At 42.2% G+C, this 19,988-nt stretch carries 18 protein-coding genes and 1 tRNA gene; 12 read left to right on the top strand and 7 right to left on the bottom strand.

The genetic code is table 11. The annotated features are described in order from the left end of the window. Positions 1–173: 173 nt before the first annotated feature. Together C7H79_RS02465 and C7H79_RS02460 are read left to right on the top strand one after the other, a co-directional pair. Positions 174–2,615, top strand: coding sequence for an EAL domain-containing protein (locus C7H79_RS02465; RefSeq protein WP_106705716.1), 2,442 nt, complete (start codon positions 174–176; stop codon positions 2,613–2,615). 127 nt (positions 2,616–2,742) lie between these two features. Beyond that, positions 2,743–2,961 (top strand): hypothetical protein, encoded by a 219-nt coding sequence (locus C7H79_RS02460; RefSeq protein ID WP_106705715.1) that lies wholly within the window; start codon positions 2,743–2,745, stop codon positions 2,959–2,961. A 607-nt stretch (positions 2,962–3,568) separates the two neighbouring features. On the opposite strand, the gene C7H79_RS02455 is transcribed toward C7H79_RS02460, so the two are convergent. The 3 genes from C7H79_RS02455 to C7H79_RS02445 are packed head-to-tail and all read right to left on the bottom strand — an operon-like array spanning position 3,569 to position 5,460. After that, the gene (locus C7H79_RS02455; RefSeq protein ID WP_106705714.1) at positions 3,569–3,988 is read right to left on the bottom strand and encodes an ExbD/TolR family protein; all 420 of its coding nucleotides are present in this window, start codon (positions 3,986–3,988) and stop codon (positions 3,569–3,571) included. Then, on the bottom strand, positions 3,988–4,746 hold the full coding sequence (locus C7H79_RS02450; RefSeq protein WP_106705713.1) for a MotA/TolQ/ExbB proton channel family protein: 759 nt from the start codon (positions 4,744–4,746) through the stop codon (positions 3,988–3,990). The genes C7H79_RS02455 and C7H79_RS02450 overlap by 1 nt, the downstream gene beginning before the upstream one ends. Positions 4,747–4,749: 3 nt before the next feature. Next, positions 4,750–5,460, bottom strand: coding sequence for an energy transducer TonB (locus C7H79_RS02445; protein ID WP_106705712.1), 711 nt, complete (start codon positions 5,458–5,460; stop codon positions 4,750–4,752). Between the two features lie 318 nt (positions 5,461–5,778). Between C7H79_RS02445 and C7H79_RS02440 the strand changes: the two genes are divergently transcribed. The 7 genes from C7H79_RS02440 to C7H79_RS02410 all read left to right on the top strand — a co-directional run bounded on the left by C7H79_RS02440 (position 5,779) and on the right by C7H79_RS02410 (position 14,036). Next, positions 5,779–6,195 (top strand): RDD family protein, encoded by a 417-nt coding sequence (locus C7H79_RS02440; RefSeq protein ID WP_106705711.1) that lies wholly within the window; start codon positions 5,779–5,781, stop codon positions 6,193–6,195. Between the two features lie 357 nt (positions 6,196–6,552). Next, complete coding sequence (locus C7H79_RS02435; protein WP_106705710.1) at positions 6,553–7,485, top strand: GGDEF domain-containing protein; 933 nt, start codon at positions 6,553–6,555, stop codon at positions 7,483–7,485. Between the two features lie 175 nt (positions 7,486–7,660). Then, positions 7,661–9,961, top strand: a complete 2,301-nt coding sequence (locus C7H79_RS02430; RefSeq protein ID WP_106705709.1) for a DNA translocase FtsK — start codon at positions 7,661–7,663, stop codon at positions 9,959–9,961. Between the two features lie 55 nt (positions 9,962–10,016). After that, positions 10,017–10,643 (top strand): outer membrane lipoprotein periplasmic chaperone LolA, encoded by a 627-nt coding sequence (lolA, locus tag C7H79_RS02425; protein ID WP_106705708.1) that lies wholly within the window; start codon positions 10,017–10,019, stop codon positions 10,641–10,643. Next, entirely contained in the window at positions 10,621–11,955 is a 1,335-nt protein-coding gene (locus tag C7H79_RS02420; protein WP_106705707.1) for a replication-associated recombination protein A, read from the top strand. The genes lolA and C7H79_RS02420 overlap by 23 nt, the downstream gene beginning before the upstream one ends. A gap of 34 nt (positions 11,956–11,989) precedes the next feature. Then, positions 11,990–13,306, top strand: coding sequence for a serine--tRNA ligase (serS, locus tag C7H79_RS02415; protein ID WP_106705706.1), 1,317 nt, complete (start codon positions 11,990–11,992; stop codon positions 13,304–13,306). Positions 13,307–13,349: 43 nt separating this feature from the next. Continuing rightward, complete coding sequence (locus C7H79_RS02410; protein ID WP_106705705.1) at positions 13,350–14,036, top strand: DUF6781 family protein; 687 nt, start codon at positions 13,350–13,352, stop codon at positions 14,034–14,036. A gap of 82 nt (positions 14,037–14,118) precedes the next feature. On the opposite strand, the gene C7H79_RS02405 is transcribed toward C7H79_RS02410, so the two are convergent. Next, positions 14,119–15,009, bottom strand: a complete 891-nt coding sequence (locus tag C7H79_RS02405; RefSeq protein ID WP_106705704.1) for a recombination-associated protein RdgC — start codon at positions 15,007–15,009, stop codon at positions 14,119–14,121. 49 nt (positions 15,010–15,058) lie between these two features. On the opposite strand from C7H79_RS02405, the gene C7H79_RS02400 reads away from it, so the two are divergent. From C7H79_RS02400 to C7H79_RS02390, 3 genes are all read left to right on the top strand, one after another. Next, the gene (locus tag C7H79_RS02400; protein WP_106705703.1) at positions 15,059–15,397 is read left to right on the top strand and encodes a putative signal transducing protein; all 339 of its coding nucleotides are present in this window, start codon (positions 15,059–15,061) and stop codon (positions 15,395–15,397) included. A 74-nt stretch (positions 15,398–15,471) separates the two neighbouring features. Next, the gene (locus C7H79_RS02395) at positions 15,472–17,682 is read left to right on the top strand and encodes a Tex family protein (protein ID WP_106705702.1); all 2,211 of its coding nucleotides are present in this window, start codon (positions 15,472–15,474) and stop codon (positions 17,680–17,682) included. A 271-nt stretch (positions 17,683–17,953) separates the two neighbouring features. Next, a tRNA-Lys gene (locus C7H79_RS02390) sits at positions 17,954–18,029 on the top strand. A 276-nt stretch (positions 18,030–18,305) separates the two neighbouring features. On the opposite strand, the gene C7H79_RS02385 is transcribed toward C7H79_RS02390, so the two are convergent. The 3 genes from C7H79_RS02385 to C7H79_RS02380 form a co-directional block, all read right to left on the bottom strand. Beyond that, complete coding sequence (locus C7H79_RS02385; protein ID WP_106705701.1) at positions 18,306–18,548, bottom strand: hypothetical protein; 243 nt, start codon at positions 18,546–18,548, stop codon at positions 18,306–18,308. A 670-nt stretch (positions 18,549–19,218) separates the two neighbouring features. Beyond that, positions 19,219–19,428, bottom strand: coding sequence for a hypothetical protein (locus tag C7H79_RS17625; RefSeq protein ID WP_147383558.1), 210 nt, complete (start codon positions 19,426–19,428; stop codon positions 19,219–19,221). Between the two features lie 34 nt (positions 19,429–19,462). Beyond that, the gene (locus C7H79_RS02380; RefSeq protein ID WP_106705700.1) at positions 19,463–19,876 is read right to left on the bottom strand and encodes a hypothetical protein; all 414 of its coding nucleotides are present in this window, start codon (positions 19,874–19,876) and stop codon (positions 19,463–19,465) included. Positions 19,877–19,988 lie beyond the last annotated feature (112 nt).

Raw genomic sequence — 19,988 nt, 5'->3', positions numbered from 1 at the left:
TGTTAACTTAGTTTTAACGCAAAATTATCCATTAGCCTCTAAGAGCACTAGAAATTTAAATATCTATGATTATCAACATCCTTGCTTCTGACAGAAGGATATTGTTTGCCTTCATCTCGAACTATGTCGGATGAGTATCAATATCGATTATTTTATACCTGTGATTCACAATAATGAGTAATTGCACCAAAATACTCATCATCGAAGACGAAGAAATAGTTGCTCTTGATTTAAAAAGACGCCTGACCAAGTTAGGATATCAAGTAACCGGAATGGCTGCTAGTGGTCAAAAAGCGTTAGCGTTAGTAAATCAGGATTTGCCCAATATTGTCTTGATGGCTATTCATATCCAGGGAATTATGGATAGAATTGAAGTGGCCAGTATTTTACAAAAAACATATAGCATTCCAGTCATTTATCTCACTGCTTATTCGGAACAACAAACCTTAGCTCGCGTAAAGGCAACCAAGCCTTATGGATATTTAATAAAACCATTTTCCGACCGGGAATTAGATATTATTATCCAAGTTAGTACAGAACGCCATGAAAGCGATTTTTTGTTAAAAAAGAAAGAACACCATTTACGTCTTGCATTGGAAGCGGCACAAATGGGCACTTGGGGGGTGACAAAAGATTCACGTAAGATATTTATAGATAAAAATTCCAAAGGAAGTCGTGAATCCATATCCGACTGGGAAAGTTTTTTTCTTACTATCGATGATTGCTACAAACGAGAAGTGAGTAATTTTATAAATAGTTTATGTGAAAAAAAAGATTCTGCCGCTGAAATAGAATTTTGTGTAAAACCAGAAACTGGAAAAAAACTTTGGTATAAGTTGCACGGCAAATCATTGGGAAATGGCAATGCTGTCAGGCATCAAGTTGTCGGCATACTGCAAGAAACTACCGAAAATCGTCTTGCAAAATACTGTATGGCACAGGTAGCCACCATTTTTAAATATTCCACGGAAGGTATCATCATCCTCAATAGCGATAAATTGGTTCACTGCGCCAATGACGCCTTTTATTCCATTACCAAGTACCAAGAGCGCCATCTTAAAAATAAAGAATTGCCTTTTCTTACTAATCAGTCACTGGGTGAAACCATCTACAAAGACTTATGGCAAAGCATTGAAAAGCGTGGCCATTGGCGTGGTGAAATCCAAGCATTTAAAAAAAACAAAGAAATAGTCTATATTTGGCTTACGATCGGACTCATCCCCAACGAGACAAGTATGGAAAGGCGATTTGTTGTGATGATATCGGATGTCACAAAAATCCGTGAAACACAGGAACAATTATCACATTTAGCATTTAACGATAGTCTCACGAGTTTACCTAATCGTATACTGATTATGGACCGTCTTAATCACGCCATAGCAATAGCAGCACGAGATTTATCGATGTTGGGAGTGTTATTTATTGACCTGGATAATTTTAAGCGGATCAATGATACTTTTGGGCATAATCAAGGTGATTCCATGCTATGCCTTCTTTCGCATCGAATATTATCTGTATTGCGTCAAAGCGATTCATTAGGAAGATTGGGCGGTGATGAGTTTATTGCTGTTGTTATAAATGTTGAATCCTCTGATGCCGTGGGCAGAATTGCTGAGAAGATACTGAATTGCATTTCGAAGCCAGTCATCATCAGCAATATGGAAATAATTCCGTCGTGCAGCATTGGTATCAGTCTGTACCCAAATCACTCCGTTCATCCTGATCATTTAGTGCAAATGGCGGATACGGCCATGTGCGAAGCAAAAAATAACGGCCGCAACTGTTACGCCTTCTACCATCCTCGTTTGACACAGAAAGCTGCCCATCATCTCACACGAGAAAGAGAACTACATCGCGCTTTAATTAATAATGAATTTTTGCTTCATTTTCAACCACAATTTTCATTGCTAAATAGAGAAATAACCGGGGTTGAGGCCCTGATCCGTTGGAATCACCCTAAGAAAGGGTTATTGACCCCTGCAGAAATTATTCCTGTTGCTGAAACTAATAAGTTAATTATTGAGATTGGCAATTGGATCCTTACGGAAGCATGCAGACAACTTCATCAATGGCGGATGGAGGGTTTGGTTAATTTGCGCATGGCCGTCAATGTCTCAATACGCCAACTCGCGGACAAAAACTTGCAAAAATTTATTGCAAGTTTACTGCATCAGTATTCACTTCCAGCGCATTTGCTTGAGCTGGAAATCACAGAATCCTGTCTGCAAAATGAATTAATTTACATTTCCTGTCTGGAGCAATTGAAACAACTGGGAATTCTTATTACCATAGACGATTTTGGTACAGGCTATTCTTGCCTGAGTTCCTTGAAAAATCTCCCTATACATCGATTAAAAATCGACCAAAGCTTTGTCAAAGGAATTCCACAGGACAAGAATGATTGCGCCATTGCAACGACTATTCTGGTGTTGGCTCAGAAGCTTAATCTGGAAGTAACAGCTGAAGGCATTGAAACATTTGATCAAACTGTTTTTCTCGTCAATCAAGGTTGCCATGAATTGCAAGGTTACTTGTTCAGCAAGCCAGTTGTGCCGGGAAAAATCCCCGGTCTAATTCGAGAATTCCCAGATCAACTAAAAAATATAAAACTATAATTAGGTGTTTAGTCCAACGGTATGATTATGACAGATCATAGATGGAAAATTATGAGGGTTAATCCACTACTGAAGAATTGTTTAACTATTCACGCAGGAAATTTCAGGACAACATATAGAAGTATTAATGTCGGCTTCACAACGCACACACCATCAGGAATTAAAAGGTAATTCTCTGGAATACCACAGTAAATGTGCCGTTGGATACGGACTAGATCTGCATGGTTTACATAAAAGCGGCAAAGAATTTCCTATCGAGGTTAATTTGAATTCTATCCAGGCAATGGAAGCAATAATTGGACTGACTTCTGTCTGCGTTATCACTATACTTCAACAATCAGAATAACAGCTTGTGGCAGGGTTGAAAGAAAAATAAGTACTATTGTCGGTAATTCACCGCAGAGAAAAAACAACCTGTAAATTATCGACAGTCTCCCGGGTATGCAATCCCAATCGATACATGCTTGATAATGCTATCATAGCCGTTTAAAAAAAGTCTAAACATAATTAAGTTAATGGAATTAGTTCTCCAAGCCCTCGGTCAATTACGACATTTCTCGCGTGTTGATTTCTCCAATTTTTTCACTCCTCAGTAGATAATATTTTAATTTCATACATACTTAAACCCGAAACTTAGAATTAAAACTGATACTAATCAGATTTTTTTATTCTCAGTAATATCAGTATTCCTTTGGGTGTTCTGCTAAACGAATTGTGCACCAATGGATTAAATATGCCCTTCCATAAAATCGCTCTTGAACAGTTCGGATTAGCCTAAAACACCACAGCTTAAGCAACTTTCTGATATATATGAGGGATACTGGAATCGTCATATCAAAAGATATTGACTATAAAAATGCACCTGCTTTAGAGCTACATAAGGTTCGATTGCTAAATCGAGCAGATTAGCGCGGAGCTAACAATTCATCGCAAAACCCCGACAAATATTACCCTTATTGTGACGAAGGATCTGTAATAAAACCGATGCGGGTCATACCTGCCTTGGCGGCAATACTCATTACCCTTGCAACTTGCTCGTAATGTGCCAATTTATCTGCACGTAAATGTAATTCGGTTTTAGGTTCCTGACCTACTTTTGCTGCAAAGCGCGGCGCTAATTGATTCAGTTCCGCGGGCTCTCCGTTCCAAAACAGACTACCATCTGCGCGAATAGCCAATTCCACATGTTCAGTTTGGGTAATATTTGGAACATTCTCAGCTTTTGGTAAATCTATCCTGACTGAGTGCGTTAGGAGCGGTGCTGTAATAATAAAAATGATTAACAAAACCAGCATCACGTCCACCAGCGGCACTACATTGATTTCTGACATCGGAGCTTGTCGACCGCTATCCTGCATACTTCCAAACGCCATTATTGACCCCTCTCCATAACAACATCAATCGCATTCGAATCTATCTCATTCTGTGAATGCTGGGAAGTAACAGCTGCATCATTGTTATCACCAACTGTAATGAGTATGAACAGATCATGAGCAAAGGCCTCTAACTGAGCCAACCATATACGATTACGACGTACAAAAGCGTTATAAGCAAGCACTGCCGGGATAGCTACCGCCAGCCCTAATGCTGTCATGATTAACGCTTCACCCACAGGCCCCGCAACTTTATCTAATGTGCCCTGCCCAGAAAGTCCAATTTGTATCAGCGCATGATAGATACCCCATACCGTTCCAAATAAACCAATATAAGGTGCTGCCGAACCTGCTGATGCGATTAATGTCAGGCCATTCTCAACTCGAGTAGCTTCCTGATCAATACCGTTGCGCAAAGTGCGTGTCAGAAACTCACTCGTTCCTCCTGCAGCAGCTAATTTATGCGAGCTGTGTATCTTGGAATCAACCGCCGCATCAATACCCAGCTTAGCCAACTCTGAAAATGCGTTATTTGGCAAAGTGTTTTTTAATTCGATATGTGCCGTTTGAAGTGAATCAAAACTCCAGAAATGTTTTAGAAAAACCTCAGCGCGTCGTTTAGCAATAAGATTTGTGATACTTTTTGTGATAATCAAATACCAGCTCGCGACCGATAGTGACAACAGTAATGCCAATACACTGATCCCTACCCCATCAATCTGATTGAGGAAATGGGAAAAGCCAAGTCCTTGTTCCATTAATTAATTTCCTTGCAGTACAAAGTTAAAGGGTTGTAAAGCTACTGCCCGAACTGGCTGGCCATCACGCAACGAGGGATTACAGTGCCAGCTTTTCACTGCAGCCAATGCGGCAGTATCCAGACGTTCATAGCCACTGCTATTGATCACTTTTGCTTCATCAATACGCCCACTCTCATCTAATTCTACGCGCAACACCAATTTACCTTCTTCACCCATGCGTCGCGAGATCGCAGGATACGCAGGTGGAGATAATTTTGGACAAGAAACTGATAATTCCGCAGCCAGCGTCACAGGCCCAGTTGGCATTTGTGCTGGTGCAGCATTAGCCAGGGATCCAGGTTCCCGAGGAGGCTCAGGAACAGCCGGTGTGGGTGATGGTTCTGGAATCGATTCAACATACTCTTGCTTTGGAATTGCAGGCGCTTTCGCAACCAGTCGATCTTGTTTAGGTTTGATTACAGGCTTTCTAGCGGGCTGAAGTTTAACAGGCGTTGGTTCTGGCAGTGCTTTAGGAACTGTGCTTGATATTGAAGGAGTAATCAATTCAGCAAATAAAGTAACCATTTGGTCAGGGGCTGGAATTAAGCGCTGATTCCATAAAAAATAAAATAAGACGGCGTGCACAATTATTACAAACAACAATCCCGGCAATGAAATAAGGTTTCGTTGCTGCTCAAAATATCTACTATTTTTTCGAGCTAATGATTGCATTACAGAATAACATATCCAGGAAAATTCTTTCTCTACTCATTATTGATTTGAAAAAAACGCACAAAAATGTGCTGAGACTACAATTCATTGTAAATAAATGTATAACCATCTATCTTTTTGCTCTTTTCTAAGCTATTCGAACCATAAATAAAACTAACCAGTGTTTAATAATAACGCAAACGATAATAATTATCAATCACCAGATATAGTTTAATACTTGGATAATTTGTCAAAACCATATAGAAAAACGTATCATTCATATAATTCTCCATCATACAGGTTGATAGATAGTGCGCTTACTTTCGATCTAATTCAAACATGACTATCTCTACACCCAGTTTCTGGCGCCGCATCATTTGTCTGATCTACGAGTTTCTGCTTTTATTGGCCGTTCTACTATTCGCGGGTTTTATTTTTCATCTTATATTTAGAGATACGCAAGCTGTTTATTTCAGACCATTATTTCAATTCTATCTACTATTGGTGATGGGATATTATTTTACTTGGTTTTGGACACATGGCGGACAAACATTAGCCATGCAAACTTGGAAGATGCGTGTTGTGACCTCAAATGGCGGCAGCTTATCAAAAAAACAGGCCATTATTCGTTACTTCCTTGCAATAACAGGTATTTTCCTTTTTGGATGCGGAATCATCTGGGCGCTGTTTGATCGTGACCACCAATTTCTACATGACCGCATAGCGGGAACCCGCATTATTTTTCAAACAAATTAAGATATGCCTCTATACAGTTTTCAGCATGTTGAAAAAACTTAGAGAAACTAGGACCATCTGTATGATAAACCGCAACTTAAAGCCATTATTCATCCGATAATAGTATCAAACTAGACCTAATTCCGAGACATAAATTAGAATTTGATCAGAATCAACTAATCTTAATTTTGATGAACAATCCATTATTTTGCTCTTTCGATAGAATTTTCATGCACGATTTTAATCTCAACCATAAAAAAGTGTATACTAATCGTATTGTTATAATTTTCACTGCGCGAATAATTAGTCTATAAAGATTGGTTTCAATAATCCGTTAATATAACTACTAAACTTCTACATTAGCGATCATTCAAACAAATGCAAATCCAAAATATCTCAGCAATCACTAGCGCGAAACTTTCTCTTAGAGAAAGCTCTGTTCTAGCTAACAGCTTTGTGATCCTAGCCGCGACAATAGCCATTTTCATCATTGACTTATGCCTTCCTCTAGGTGTTGCCGCCGGTGTTCCTTATGCACTGGTAATATTTGCCAGTTTATGGGTAAGTGGAGTTCAGTTTACCTATCTAATTGCTACTCTGGGTTTTGTTCTAACCATTGCTGGATACTTTTTATCACAGCACTTAGTTGTCCCCGTAAATATTGTATTGTTCAATCGGGGAATCACTCTATTGTTAATACTTTGCTCCGCTTACATGGTGATCAAAATCAAAAGAGCAAATGTGGATATCTCGACGTTAATGAATCAGATATTGACTGATCCAATTACGGGATACAAAAACCGACAGGCATTTGAAACTGAATTGGATTCCGAGATACTGCGCAGTAAACGATATGGTCGGAGCTTATCGGTAGCAATTATCGATATTGATCTGCTGGAATTATTCAATGACAGTTACGATTATAAAAACAGGAATAATTATATTAAACAAATCTCACAGGAAATTAAAACCAACATCAGAGTAACAGATTTATTTTATCGCATTGATATCAATGTATTCGCAATTGTTTTTCCTGAAACAAACTTGTTCGAAGCTAAAAAAATATGTGAAGCCATACGCAAAAAGATTTCTTTCAGTGTGGATAAGAATACTGAAAACAAGATAATGATAAGTATCGGTATCACAATGCTGGAAGAAACGGATGACAAAAGAAAACTATATAAGCGCGCAGAAGATGCACTTTTTATATGTAAGCAAAATGGAGGACACCAAGTCGTCACCTTGCCTTTGATCCTCAATAAGGAAAAAACCACTGTCGCCGCGATCTTGTCGCGTTCGAGATCTGGCTGACTCCCTATTGCTGATCCAAAATAAGTAACAACTGTATCATCTGCGCGCTCATTCCAATTTTTCATCTGCAGTAAAAAGTGCATTTATTGATGCATTGAAGAAATTACTTCAAATTCTCTTATATAATCGGGTGTATTAATCAGACAAAATTCCAAGTTTCTGAGCTGAGACACCCATGAGTTTATTGAACAAGCCGATGGCCAAGAAATCAAGCGGCCAATCTTTCTCACCCAGAGTAGCCCGATTATTACGTGAATCAGGGTTATTGATATTAATGGGCGCCGCGCTTTATCTGGTATTAATATTTTTTAGTTATGACCAAAGTGATGCCGGCTGGTCGCATAGCGGCGACTTTAATCAAACCCAGAACGCAGGTGGACACGCCGGCGCATGGTTGGCTGACTTATTACTGTATCTTTTTGGAGCGTCAGCATGGTGGTGGGTTGCTTTCTTTTTATCTGCAATAGCTTGGAGCTATCGCCGAATAGATACCGTCGGAATTTTTGATCGACATTCACTGTTATTTTCACTTGGTGGTTTTTTTCTTTTGCTATCAGCCAGCAGTGGATTGGAATCACTCAGATTTTACTCCATTAATATTTCACTACCTTTGATGCCGGGAGGAATGCTGGGCAGCACAATTAGCTTTTATCTTTCGAAAATACTAGGATTTACTGGCGCAACTATGACATTGCTAATTCTCATCGCTGTCGGTTTTAGTCAATTTACTGGATTGTCATGGGTTCGATTAGTAGAGATGATCGGCGAGAGTGTTGAAAATCTATTATTATTTTTAAGAGATACATGGGAAACAAGACAAGATAAATTTGCGGGCTTCGTGGCCTCGCACGTCCGTGAAAAAGCGGTTGAATACGAAAAAAAACGAATGGAAAGCAATCCGATATTGCATATCGAGCCACCGACAACAAATATTGTTAAATCTCAGCGCATTATAAAAGAGAAACAAACTTCGTTATTTTCAGATTTTCCTGATTCACCGTTGCCACCTCTGCATCTTCTGGATGAACCGGAAAAAGATTTTGAAGTGCTGTCCAAGGAAGTTCTTGAATTTACTTCTCGCTTGATCGAACGGAAGCTCAAGGAATTTGGTGTTGATGTTAAAGTCGTTGCCGCTTTTCCCGGCCCAGTTATCACCCGCTATGAAATCGAACCCGCTATTGGCGTTAAAGGCAATCAAGTCATTAATCTGGTTAAAGATCTGGCACGTGCATTATCAGTTGCCAGCATCAGGGTAGTCGAAACTATCCCGGGGAAAACTACCATGGGTCTAGAAATTCCCAATCCAAAACGACAAATTGTTCGACTCCAGGAGATTCTCAGCTCACAGGTGTATGCCGATTCTGCCTCACAGTTGACCATTGCACTCGGTAAAGATATCAGCGGTCGCCCGGTAGTATCGGATCTAGCTAAAATGCCCCATGCACTAGTAGCAGGGACCACCGGCTCAGGAAAATCAGTTGCGATCAATGCAGTTATTCTAAGTCTTATTTATAAAACCACTCCTGATCAAACCCGCTTGATCCTGATCGATCCCAAAATGCTGGAACTATCAGTATATGAAGGAATTCCTCATTTGCTGACACCGGTTGTCACTGATATGCGTGAAGCTGCCAGCGCGCTACGCTGGTGTGTTGCGGAAATGGAGCGTCGTTATAAGCTGATGTCTGCATTAGGTGTACGCAATCTCGGCGGTTACAACCAAAAAATACAAGAAGCAGTTAAAAGAGATGAACCCATAGTTAATCCATTAGCGCTACCTGACGAAGAACCTGAGTATCTGGAAGAATTGCCACTCATTGTCGTGGTAATTGATGAATTAGCCGATTTAATGATGGTCGCGGGAAAAAAAGTTGAGCAGTTGATTGCCCGACTTGCACAGAAAGCGCGTGCATCCGGCATTCATCTGTTATTGGCAACCCAGCGCCCCTCCGTTGATGTGATAACCGGTTTGATTAAAGCAAATATTCCGACCCGGATTGCTTTTCAAGTGTCGAGCAAGATTGATTCGCGCACCATCCTCGATCAAATGGGAGCTGAAGCCTTACTGGGTCAAGGAGACATGCTGTATTTACCACCTGGCAGCGGCTATCCGCAACGTGTTCATGGTGCTTTTGTCGCCGATCATGAAGTGCATAAGGTGGTTGAGTACCTTAAAGAACATGGAGAACCAAACTACATTGAAGAAATTCTTAAAATTGATGAGGAAGAAAGCGATGCCGGTAGCTCACTCGATTTTAAAAAGCCATCCGAAAGTGAAGCTGATCCACTCTATGACGAAGCAGTTGCCATTGTGATCAAAACCCGCCGCGCCTCCATCTCTCTCGTGCAAAGAAATCTGCGAATCGGCTATAATCGCGCAGCCCGTCTAGTTGAAGATATGGAGCGGGCCGGCTTGGTTTCCTCAATGCAGAGTAACGGTAATCGGGAAGTATTGGCTCCGGCACGTAACGAATAATCCAATTTACAACTGGTATGCATACCTCACATACGAATTTCATTAAAGGAACCTTATGACCCGTTTAAGCTGTTCCATGTTCTTCCTGCTGTTATGCTGTCTGATGCCGACTTTGACTGAAGCTACCGCTATTAACAGCCTGAAAACTTTTATCCAGGAAACTCGCACAGTCCGCGCAAACTTCTCACAAACACTATATGATAAAAATTCTCGCGCCATCCAAGAATCAACAGGTACCATGCAATTCGAGCGCCCTGAAAAATTCCGATGGGTCTACGAAAAACCTTATGAGCAACTAATTGTTGGCAACGGCACGCAAGTCTGGTTTTATGATCATGATCTTAATCAGGTGACCGTACGCCAATTCAACATCGCCATCGGCAGCAGTCCGGCCGCATTACTCGCCGGTAGCAGTACGATAGAAGATAATTTCGAACTGATTGAACTAGGTGTACAAAACGAACTTGAATGGCTCGAGGCAATTCCCAAAAGCAAGGAAAGCACTTTTGAATTCATCCAAATGGGGTTCACTCGAGAGGGTATGCTCAAGTTCATGGCATTACGGGATAGTTTTGGGCAAACAACATTATTGTCATTTTCGGAGTTAGATAAAAACCCTACTCTACCCGCAGATTTATTCCAATTTACTCCTCCGGACAATGCGGACGTCATCAGTGAATGATGCAGGTCTTTTTTCGACCAACGCACCGAAAGCACCCCTGGCAGAACTGCTACGCCCCAAACAACTAAGCGACCTCGTCGGTCAAAACCATCTGCTAGGCACAGGAAAACCACTGCGATTGGCGTTTGAATCGGGTAAACCGCATTCCATGATTTTATGGGGCCCGCCAGGAACCGGGAAAACCACACTAGCACGCCTCATGTCAACAGAATTCAATTGTGAATTCATAGCATTATCTGCTGTACTATCAGGCATCAAAGACATTCGCAGTGCGATCGAACAAGCTCAATCAGCCCTACAACAAACCGATCGACATACTATTCTTTTTGTCGACGAAGTGCATCGCTTTAATAAATCACAACAAGATGCTTTTTTACCGTACGTAGAACAAGGCTTAATTACTTTCATCGGTGCCACCACGGAAAATCCATCATTTGAAATTAACAATGCGCTGTTATCGCGCTCTCAAGTTTATATTCTCACCGCTTTGTCTGAGCAAGAACTTTCCCAATTGTTTGAGCGTGCTCAAAATTTTATGCTGATTAATTTGCAATTTTCCGATGAAGCACGGAATTTAATGATCGAATTTGCTGATGGTGACGCCCGGCGTTTACTGAATTTGCTGGAACAAATTTACACTGCAGCTAAAACCGAATCCATTACGCAAATCAGCAAAGATATCGTTCTCAACGCCTTATCACGTAATTCACGCAACTTTGATAAAGGCGGCGACGAGTTTTATGATCAAATATCCGCGCTGCATAAATCCGTTCGTGGATCTTCACCTGATGCAGCGCTCTATTGGTTATGCCGTATGTTGGATGGTGGCGCCGACGCACTGTATATCGGGCGAAGATTGGTTCGTATGGCCATTGAAGACATCGGTCTGGCTGATCCACGTGCTCTGCACTTAACATTGGATGCCTGTGAGACTTATGAGCGGCTAGGCAGTCCGGAAGGCGAACTGGCTCTGGCACAAGCCACCTTGTATTTGGCCTGCGCGCCGAAAAGTAATGCCGCCTATCTGGCATACAAGAAAGCACGCTCCTTGGTGGCCCAGGACAAATCGCGTCGTGTCCCGATGCACCTGCGTAATGCACCCACCAAGCTGATGAAAGATATCGGCTATGGAAAAACTTACCTCTACGCGCATGATTGCCCGGAGGCCTATGCAGCAGGTGAAAATTATTTTCCAGATGAAATGTCCGAAGTGAGTTTCTATCAACCGACAGCTTACGGGCTAGAACAAAAAATTCAAGAAAAATTGTCCCATTTGCGAAATTTAGATAAACAAGCAAAGCGTAAGCTATAAGTTCAATTAATACCGATTATTTTGGAGTTTTTGCATGCTAGAAATTCAACAACTACGCACCGATCTGGACAACATTACCCGACAGCTTGCCAAAAAAGGTTACATCTTTCCTGTCGAAGCATTTAATGCCCTTGAAGCAGAACGCAAAGTCATTCAGACCCAGACTCAGGAACTGCAAGCGCAGCGTAATGCAGCATCAAAGAAAATTGGTCATGCTAAAAGCAAAGGAGAGAGCACTTCAGAGATTATGGCTGAGGTAGCGCATCTAGGTGATGAATTGAAGCAAGCGGAAAATCATTTGGAGCAAATTCAATATGAATTGCAGAAAATACTGCTTGAAGTTCCTAACCTGCCGCATAACAGCGTACCTGAAGGTAAAGATGAGGTAAACAATGTGGAAATTCGCTGCTGGGGTGATCCGCGCCAATTTGATTTTGATATTAAGGATCATGTCAGTCTCGGCGAAGGCCTGGGACTACTGGATTTTGAAACCGCTGCCAAACTCAGTGGCGCACGCTTTAGCTTGATGAAAGGCGGACTTGCACGTTTACATCGGGCGCTGGCTCAATTTATGCTGGATACACATACACTGGAGCATGGTTACATCGAAACCTATGTACCCTATCTGGTAAGTCGGGAAAGCCTGCGCGGCACGGGGCAGCTCCCCAAATTTGAGCAAGATTTATTTGCCGTCAGCGCCGGGGTCGTAGAACCTTCCACAGTGGCAAATTTACCTGAATATCATCTCATTCCCACTGCAGAAGTGCCGATTACTAACATGGTTCGTGATGAGATCGTGCCGCTGCAATCACTTCCGCTCAAATATGTGTCGCATACGCCCTGCTTCCGTTCTGAAGCCGGTAGCTATGGACGAGATACGCGCGGTCTGATTCGCCAACACCAATTTGATAAAGTAGAGCTGGTACATATCGTTCACCCGGATCTATCCTACGAAGCACTGGAACAACTGGTCGGCCATGCGGAAAAGATTCTGCAGAAACTGAAACTACCATACCGAGTCATGGCCTTATGCACCGGCGATATGGGCTTCTCGGCAGCAAAAACTTATGATATTGAGGTTTGGTTGCCGGCTCAAAATACTTATCGAGAGATCTCCTCCTGCAGCAATTGTGAAGCATTCCAGGCTCGCCGCATGCAAGCACGCTTTCGTAATGCTAATGGCAAACCAACGTTACTACATACATTAAATGGTTCCGGTCTAGCCGTCGGTCGCACGTTAGTAGCTGTATTGGAAAATTACCAGAATGCGGATGGGACCATCTCCATACCGGAAGTTTTGCGTCCCTATATGAATGGTCTTGACCAACTCGGGAGTAGCGGCGCAAAATGAAAACTGAGCACAACGATTCACTCTTCTTATAGGAAGTATCATCATGCAAAATGAACATACTGGTCAATCTAGCAACCCGTCTGGCAATGACAACGATCTTAAATTACTTGAGGATGAGGTTCGTGAAGCGATCGCCAATGGCACTCATATAAAGGAAACCGTGCATCGGCTAACCCTGGAAGCCATGAATGCAAAACATGTCGATCTGGAATCCTTGCAACGAATTATCACCGCGGTAATGGATGGTGTGCAGGACGGTGCAACACATCAGCTACTGCATGCATCCAATCAAGCTCAGGCTGCAAAATCACAAATTACTGAAGCTGTTGCAGGGCTCGATTCTGCGCTCGCTGGATTTGCCGAAGCTTCCAAGCTAGCTGTTCAAGAAGCAGCAAGTCAGGCCAAGAAATTTTCTGAAACCGAGTTGAAGCGCACACGCTCCGACCTCGAAGGCTTGGAAAGCCTATTCCTCGATACATTGCATCGTACCGGTACAGCAGCGCAAGGGGTGGTTTCAGAGATCCTGCTCGACTTAAGTCATCATGCAAAAAATAACGGAACTACAGTAGGCTCGCAATTAAAAGAAACCTTGGCCATTTTCGCACAACAAATTGCAGCGGTTGGGCAATCTCAGTTAGAGACCGGAGCTACTCTGGCGCAAAAAACAACCGAATTTATCAGTAAAATTACTCAAGGCATACTATCTGGAATCAAAGACAAATCTAAATAAAGCTATCATCAAATCAGATAGATTAAGTGTATCGCTAGCCATCCACCGTCTAAATAACAGAATTTTCATGACTAGCGATATCCTAACTTAAATCTTCACCTCCTAACGCATCAATTATTTCGCTAATAAGTTGACTTAGTTCGCCGGTCATAATTGCAAAATCACTGACAAACAATTCTTCAGCATTTTCAGTTGACTCTTCTTTCAGAATATCCTGTGGCGCAATCCGGCGCAGTTGCAGATTATCGTGCAACACAAATGAGATTTTACTATCCCACGTCATTGCTAATTTAATCACTTTTTTCCCCGTACGGATATGGCGCACAGTCTCTTCAGTTTCCAAGACATGATGAGTATACTTGACGGTCGCTTTCTCATCATTCATGCCTTGCAGTTCACAATCACGATCGATACTGAACACTGAAGGCAAATCATCACCGGATAACCAACGTGTCATTGCAGCAGAAGGCGAAACCTGTGTTTCCACAGGTGCCAGCGTAAGGCCGTGTAGCGATTTAACCAACACCTCAACCAATTCATCGGCTTTCTGAGTGCTCGCTGTATCGATAATCAAGCGATTCTTAATCGCATCGATCCAGGCGTAGGTTTTATGGCATTGTGTAAAAGCGCGTGGCAATAATTCGATAATCGTGGCTTCCTTGATATCTCTAACTTGTTTCTTGCCCGGCTTATAGCCTTGCATTTTTTCAATTTGGGTAATACGGTTTTTGGCGTGCTGATTAATCACTCCAGCCGGTAATAACTTCTTCTCCACGCCCAAAGCAATCAACCATTGTTGGCCATAAGCATGAATAAAATTATCCTGTTCATCGCGTGGCGGTACCCAGCCACGGCTTTGCATTTCCATTTGCATGCAAGCTTGCAATGCATGTTGAGAAAGCGCCTCTTCAAGGCTATTCAGTGTTATATTTCCACTGCTAATACGATAAGCTTGTAAATTTCGAAACCACATAGTTTTACTCTTTTATTAACTTGTTGATTGTTTTTACCATCACCACTGCATGAAAAAAATTTACTCTGCCAGCCATCTGATGGAAGCGCAGATAGTACTTGATCTGCTCGAACACGCCTATATTCCGGCGAGAATTTTTAATCAGCACGCACAAGGTTGTACCAGTGAAATCCCATTCACGCATGCGTATCCGGAAGTTTGGATCATACGCGAAGAAGATTTCGAACGCGGTAAGCGTGTCATTGAAACCTACGAAAAAACACCGACAGCAACCGGTATCATACGCTGCCCTGCCTGTAATGAGGAGAATCCGGCCAATTTTCAGTTATGCTGGAAATGCGGTTCAGGATTAGAGACTGCCCTGTACCAAGCCAGAACTCCAGAATAAACAATCCAATCAGAGTGTGATGGATCCTCATCCATCATTTTATTCTTTCTTAAACAATAATTTTGATAACTCCTATGTTGCCATCGATTGAACAACGACTTGCCACAGAGCTTGTGGTAAAACTGATACAAATCCAGGCCGCCATACAATTACTGGATGACGGCGCCACGGTTCCCTTTATTGCTCGCTATCGCAAGGAAGCCACTGGCGGATTGGACGACGTGCAATTACGTCAATTAGCAGAACGCCTGCACAGTCTGCGTGAACTGGAAAAACGGCGCTTGGCCATCATCACCGCAATTGAAAAACAAAACAAAATGACTCCGCTGTTGCTGGATGCGATCACCCATGCACAAGATAAGACCCATCTCGAAGATTTATACCTCCCGTATCGCAAAAAACGTCGCACAAAAGCACAAATCGCCTTTGAAGCCGGCTTGCAGCCACTCGCGGATGCACTGCTAAATAACTCAAGACTCGATCCGAAAATCGAAGCATCCAAATACCTGAAAGCCCCTTTCACCACAGACGAAGGTGACAACCCAGGAGTAGCCGATATCGTGCAGGCGCTGGAAGGCGCACAACATATTCTGATAGAACATTTCGCCGAACATGCACCGTTGCTGCAAACATTGCGCGAATACTTACGTTTGCACGGCATTCTGACCGCCAAAGCCGTCAAGGAAAAAGAAAGCAGCGACACCAAATACAATGGTTATCATGATTATCAGGAAGCGATCAGTAAAATTCCTTCACATCGCGCACTAGCCTTGCTGCGTGGAGCGCGCGAGGGGTTCTTGAAACTGAAATTACGGCTGGATTCCGAATTGGAGGAAAAGAATCGGAATTTGGCACTCAATCCATGCGAACAACGGATCGCGCAACAATTTAACATTAGTGATCAAAAGCGCGCGGCAGATAATTGGTTGATTGATACTGTGCATTCAGCCTGGCGCAACAAAATTTTCGCACATCTGGAAACCGAATTGATGAACAGCTTGCAAGAGCGATCCGAAACCGAGGCTATTAGGGTGTTCGCGCAAAACCTCAAAGCTCTGTTGCTCGCCTCACCTGCCGGTGCGCGTGTCACCATCGGATTGGATCCCGGATTACGTACAGGTGTGAAGATTGCTGTCATCGACGCCACCGGCAAAGTTCTAGATACTGCGACAATTTATCCGCATCCGCCTAAAAGTGATTGGAATGGTGCAATCCAGACTTTAAAGCTATTGGCAGAGCAGCATCACGTTTCTCTGATTGCGATTGGCAACGGCACCGCATCGCGGGAAACCGACCAGCTAGTCAGAGATTTAATCAAACAATATCCACAACTTAAACTGACCTCAATCATGGTATCCGAGGCCGGAGCCTCAGTATACTCCGCATCTGAACTCGCTTCGGAAGAATTATCGGATCTGGATGTATCGATACGCGGCGCGGTTTCGATTGCACGGCGGTTGCAAGATCCGCTGGCTGAGTTAGTCAAGATCGACCCAAAATCGATTGGTGTTGGCCAATATCAGCATGATGTCAACCAAAGCCGGTTAGCGCACACCCTCGATGCCGTAATAGAAGACAGCGTCAATGCCGTCGGTGTCGATGTCAATACTGCGTCACCGGCCTTGCTGCGTTATGTTGCTGGACTCAACAGCAAAATCGCGCACAACATCATCGCATATCGCAATGCCAAGGGTATGTTCGTCAAACGTAACGACTTACTGAAAGTGACAGGCTTGGGCGTAAAAACCTTTGAGCAAGCCGCCGGATTTTTGCGCATTCCCGCTGGCACAAATCCACTCGACGCTTCCGCTGTTCATCCAGAATCGTATCCGCTGGTCGAGCAAATACTAAATGACGTAAAACTGAATGTCTCCACATTGATCGGCAATCAATCAGTTTTGAAATCGATCCGCCCGGAAAAATACATCAATGCGCAATTCGGTCTACTGACTATTAAGGACATTCTGCAGGAACTCGAGAAGCCAGGCCGAGATCCCCGCTCCACATTCAAGACCGCCGCTTTCAAGGCAGGCATTGAAACGATGAAAGATCTGCATCCTGGCATGATACTCGAAGGTGTCGTCACCAATGTTGCCGCATTCGGTGCATTTGTTGATATCGGCGTACATCAGGATGGTTTGGTGCATATCTCGGTGCTATCAGATAAGTTTGTCAAAAATCCGCATACAGTCGTTAAGGTGGGTCAAGTAGTTTCAGTCAAAGTATTAGAAGTTGATGAGAAACGTAAGCGAATTGCACTTACGATGCAACTTACTGATAATTGATGCTAAGTAAATAGCAGATAATTTGACCGCCACAACTCCATCTTAGTAAAAAAGGCTTTTTCGTAGAAGCAATTTAATATCGATGGCGAAAGATGCGCCCTTACGCAAAACTGAAATTAGACATTCACGGAAAAATTACGAAAGCCAATGTTAATAATGGATAATTCTTTATGATATCAATTATTAAAAGGCATGAATAATCCTTAAAATAACATTCAACACGATAAACCCTTTTATATCGGCTGTTGAATCAGGTATAATTCTGCGCTTTGGGTCGTTAGCTCAGCCGGTAGAGCAGCGGACTTTTAATCCGTTGGTCGCCAGTTCGATCCTGGCACGACCTACCAAATAAAACAAGGGGTTAGTTAAATGCTAATCCCTTTTTTTATTTCTGGGGTTACACCGGGGTTACATTACAAAACAATACTTATAAAAATAAACCCTATAAAAACAAATTACTAACTATATATTTTAAATTCCTAAAGTTATTCAAAATATCCCGATATAGTATTTGTAGCATCAAATTTAATACCAAAGTAACTGCCTTTCGTTAACCTTGGCAGCTTCACACAACCAAAACCCGCCACTCGGACGGGTTAAAACTTTTATCTTTTTTGAGCGTGTTACTTTTTCTTGGACTTTAAAACCCCTCTAATATTCATAGCTGCTAAGCTTATCTGTAAAATGGCTAAGGCCCAAGCTGCTTGCGGTATTGCCCACATTAACCATAATAAATTACTTAGCAGAAATAACCAAAATCCCCAATTCCGATTATCTTTTCTTTCTGCTGCAACATACCATGCAGCTGAGATAGTAACCAACATGGCTGGCCATTGAATTAAGTCAAGGATTTCTTCTGATATCATATTTATCTCCTTAGGTAAGTTGTTGTTGAATTTGATAATTTTCTATTTTGATCGTTAGGAGATCTTCTACTTTATTAGTTATCGCAGCTAACAGTGATTTAACTTGCTTAGCTTATATTTTTCACTTAAGCATGAAGTATTGCTTTATATAATTTATTTTTACTAATTGTATAAAGCTGGGTGGGCAAAACTGTGAGGGAAGAGTTAACCTAAAGGAGGATTAAAACTTCTTTTAACCCATAGCACAGTTTCGCCCATGAGAAATAGCGCGTGTAATCTTGGGGGAGATTTACACGCGCCATTTGGAAGAGAAGTGATTTTTTTTATACAGCGAGAATATAAATGATCACAGTCGCAATTATCCGTCATTCTTAATTATCTTCTGTGCGGTGGCTAACTTATCTCAAAATAATTATTAATTCTCTTGAATGCATAATTTTTCGATCCAGTGCCGATATAAAGAATGCACTTATATTTGCGCTTCGTGTACCCCTCCACGAAAGCCAGTGGGATTTATTGAATCCCTCTGGCTACTTTCTTTCATTGAGTATTCCGATACAACACGCCAGACATTGTTGATAATTCGTCTCTGGTTTCTCCATGCGACCGTTCCGGCAAATTTGCCTGATCGGTAAACTGCTTTAATGTTGAAAGCTGCCTTTCTTTTGCCTTAGCAGCAATCAATGGCTCTGCCTGTAAAGATTGGTGGCGGTCTGTTGCCTATATACTTTTCAAGATCTTTTAATGTGGCACCATTGACGCGCATACTTTCTAATTCAGCGAGAAATTGTTGTTTCGTTTGCTCTGCATAGTTAACCCCCAAAATATGTGATTTACGGTTAACCATGCTTAATATCTGAGGTGGTAGTTTTGTTTTCATTTTTTTAGTTAGCGTAAAATCAAAACCTATAAGACTAGGCACCAGGCCGCTTACCATTATTGGCAAAGGGATTCGGTCTACCCTCACCAGTAAATGGCTTAACCTTTCCTTGTGATACAGGTGTTAATCCAAAGTCATTAATTAAATTTCTATACTGTGCGCTTAGGTGTCCTGTGGGGCACTCACCAGCAGCATACAATTGGACGATCTTTCCATGCAACGAGCAAAGTATAGCCAAAGCTGATAAGCCGCCCTCAGTAAGCAATTTATTGGCCATTAAGAGCGGTACGAGTCGATTCCATTCATTAACAGCATAAGCATTAGGCAGCCAATCAGGTGTAGCTGGCATATCAACAATAAGTGGAAATTTAACTGATTCAGTAAGGCGGTCGTTTCTAGCGGTACCAGAAACTATTTTTAAACTTTGTGGTTTTCGTGGTCTTGCCATACTAACTCCTTTTCTTCAATTGACTGTGTGATTAAATGGGAGCGATGCGATACTTTAAGTTTTTTACTCTAAAGATCCAAGGCCGCCCCAGTTCCTGAATCTTTTTTTGGTT

Origin of the sequence: Nitrosomonas supralitoralis (assembly GCF_003011925.2) — a bacterium.
Taxonomy (GTDB): domain Bacteria; phylum Pseudomonadota; class Gammaproteobacteria; order Burkholderiales; family Nitrosomonadaceae; genus Nitrosomonas; species Nitrosomonas supralitoralis.
Note: the sequence above shows the minus strand (reverse complement) of the source record. Positions and strands in the feature narration are given on the sequence as shown.

What these genes read in the sequence shown, in the direction of transcription:
- C7H79_RS02465 (WP_106705716.1), top strand. Translation starts at nt 174, where the DNA reads ATGAGTAATTGCACCAAAATACTCATCATCGAAGACGAAGAAATAGTT.
- C7H79_RS02460 (WP_106705715.1), top strand. Translation starts at nt 2,743, where the DNA reads ATGTCGGCTTCACAACGCACACACCATCAGGAATTAAAAGGTAATTCT.
- C7H79_RS02455 (WP_106705714.1), bottom strand. Translation starts at nt 3,988, where the DNA reads ATGGCGTTTGGAAGTATGCAGGATAGCGGTCGACAAGCTCCGATGTCA.
- C7H79_RS02450 (WP_106705713.1), bottom strand. Translation starts at nt 4,746, where the DNA reads ATGGAACAAGGACTTGGCTTTTCCCATTTCCTCAATCAGATTGATGGG.
- C7H79_RS02445 (WP_106705712.1), bottom strand. Translation starts at nt 5,460, where the DNA reads ATGCAATCATTAGCTCGAAAAAATAGTAGATATTTTGAGCAGCAACGA.
- C7H79_RS02440 (WP_106705711.1), top strand. Translation starts at nt 5,779, where the DNA reads ATGACTATCTCTACACCCAGTTTCTGGCGCCGCATCATTTGTCTGATC.
- C7H79_RS02435 (WP_106705710.1), top strand. Translation starts at nt 6,553, where the DNA reads ATGCAAATCCAAAATATCTCAGCAATCACTAGCGCGAAACTTTCTCTT.
- C7H79_RS02430 (WP_106705709.1), top strand. Translation starts at nt 7,661, where the DNA reads ATGAGTTTATTGAACAAGCCGATGGCCAAGAAATCAAGCGGCCAATCT.
- lolA (WP_106705708.1), top strand. Translation starts at nt 10,017, where the DNA reads ATGACCCGTTTAAGCTGTTCCATGTTCTTCCTGCTGTTATGCTGTCTG.
- C7H79_RS02420 (WP_106705707.1), top strand. Translation starts at nt 10,621, where the DNA reads ATGCGGACGTCATCAGTGAATGATGCAGGTCTTTTTTCGACCAACGCA.
- serS (WP_106705706.1), top strand. Translation starts at nt 11,990, where the DNA reads ATGCTAGAAATTCAACAACTACGCACCGATCTGGACAACATTACCCGA.
- C7H79_RS02410 (WP_106705705.1), top strand. Translation starts at nt 13,350, where the DNA reads ATGCAAAATGAACATACTGGTCAATCTAGCAACCCGTCTGGCAATGAC.
- C7H79_RS02405 (WP_106705704.1), bottom strand. Translation starts at nt 15,009, where the DNA reads ATGTGGTTTCGAAATTTACAAGCTTATCGTATTAGCAGTGGAAATATA.
- C7H79_RS02400 (WP_106705703.1), top strand. Translation starts at nt 15,059, where the DNA reads ATGAAAAAAATTTACTCTGCCAGCCATCTGATGGAAGCGCAGATAGTA.
- C7H79_RS02395 (WP_106705702.1), top strand. Translation starts at nt 15,472, where the DNA reads ATGTTGCCATCGATTGAACAACGACTTGCCACAGAGCTTGTGGTAAAA.
- C7H79_RS02385 (WP_106705701.1), bottom strand. Translation starts at nt 18,548, where the DNA reads ATGATATCAGAAGAAATCCTTGACTTAATTCAATGGCCAGCCATGTTG.
- C7H79_RS17625 (WP_147383558.1), bottom strand. Translation starts at nt 19,428, where the DNA reads ATGAAAACAAAACTACCACCTCAGATATTAAGCATGGTTAACCGTAAA.
- C7H79_RS02380 (WP_106705700.1), bottom strand. Translation starts at nt 19,876, where the DNA reads ATGGCAAGACCACGAAAACCACAAAGTTTAAAAATAGTTTCTGGTACC.